Annotated in this window: 1 protein-coding gene; it reads right to left on the reverse strand. The window is 57.5% G+C overall.

Annotated features, from left to right (window positions below; translation table 11 throughout):
* Window positions 1-102: 102 nt before the first annotated feature.
* Window positions 103-780, reverse strand: coding sequence for a hypothetical protein (locus DQ230_RS16870; RefSeq protein ID WP_203228122.1), 678 nt, complete (start codon window positions 778-780; stop codon window positions 103-105).
* Window positions 781-1312: the final 532 nt, after the last annotated feature.

The raw sequence follows: 1312 nt of genomic DNA on the forward strand, positions 1-1312 counted from the left end.
CACGGCACGCTCGCGCACCTCCGGTGAATATCTGTTTCCACATTTGTTCTTTTCCATAACCCAGCATCCTTACTTCTGGGTCTCCGGCAAACAAGGGGCGGTTCAGTGCTCGATCTGCTGACCGGTTCGTTCGACTTTTTCCCGCCAACGGCGTAACATCTCGCGCTCATAGGCCAGGAACACCCCCTCCAGCCAGGCAATGCGATCGTAAATCCGGGAGAAGCCGATCGTCTTGCCGGTCGCAGCCGTGCCCAGCATGCGCTGCATGTCGGTGATCCCTGCGCTGTTCAAAACCGCCCCGAGAATGCGCAGGTTGTCTGCGGTTGTCTTTTGCCCTGAGTGCGGCAGCGAGATTGAGAACCGAGCGCCCTTCTTGCCTTTGCAGCGTTTGTGAAGGACCCGGACGGCCTTCGGTGTGGCCTTCTTCTTCGTGGCGTTGCCCTTACTGTCGCGGGTCCGCTGATGTGCGCCATTCAGCGAAAACTCGTCCGGAGCCGCAAGAAAGCGCGTGCCACAGGCCCCGCAGGCGGGGCCGTCCAGGATGCCATTATGATTCCGAAGCCGCTCGACCTCCTCATCGAGATGCGCGGGCGATACGAGGGATAAGGCGCTATTGCAGACCTTTCCCTCGCGGGTATGCCCCTGACAACGCACCGTGCGCTGGTCTGCCCATACATGAGGGGCGCGCTCATACTGGAACGCGCAACTCACCCGTCGATGCTTCTTGTCCGCACCCGAGAGCTTGTATGCGCCTGGACCGTGTTTGGCGACGACCTCCATCTGGTCCGCCGTGAGGTCAGGGCGTTTCCCTTCCCAGGTCTTCCGTCGCTCTGCTGCATCCGCAAGGGGCTGCCCAAAGTTGGAGCAGTCCGGATTGGCGCAAGTGTTGAGATGGTATCCGCCCGCGCCTGGGTAGAGCTGGGAGAGCTTAAAATTAAATGTTGCCAAACCTGCCATTCAGAACCTCGTCATTCGCGGTTCTGCCTTGAGTCGTTTTTCTGACCAAAGAACAGATTTTCCGCGGGGTTAGGAGTCTCACAATGCGGAAATCTCCGCGTGTCCGCCGAAGAGGACAGTCAAGCTTGCAGGACAAGAATATTGGCTCTATGTTCTGAATCAGAAGGAAAAAAGCGCCGAAACGGCTCGTTTTTCTTTGGGCAGGATGATGCCGGATGCGTGCGAGACTATTTTCTCGCACTTTCTCTTCTTATGGCGTCTTAGTTGCCACCAAAATATCACATTAAATCAATAACCTGCCGCGTTTCCGCGACAGGCTTCGTTGTGGCTGTGTCCCACGGGGCGGAATGCGTCA

The organism is Roseovarius dicentrarchi (assembly GCF_003316635.1).
Taxonomy (GTDB): domain Bacteria; phylum Pseudomonadota; class Alphaproteobacteria; order Rhodobacterales; family Rhodobacteraceae; genus Roseovarius; species Roseovarius dicentrarchi.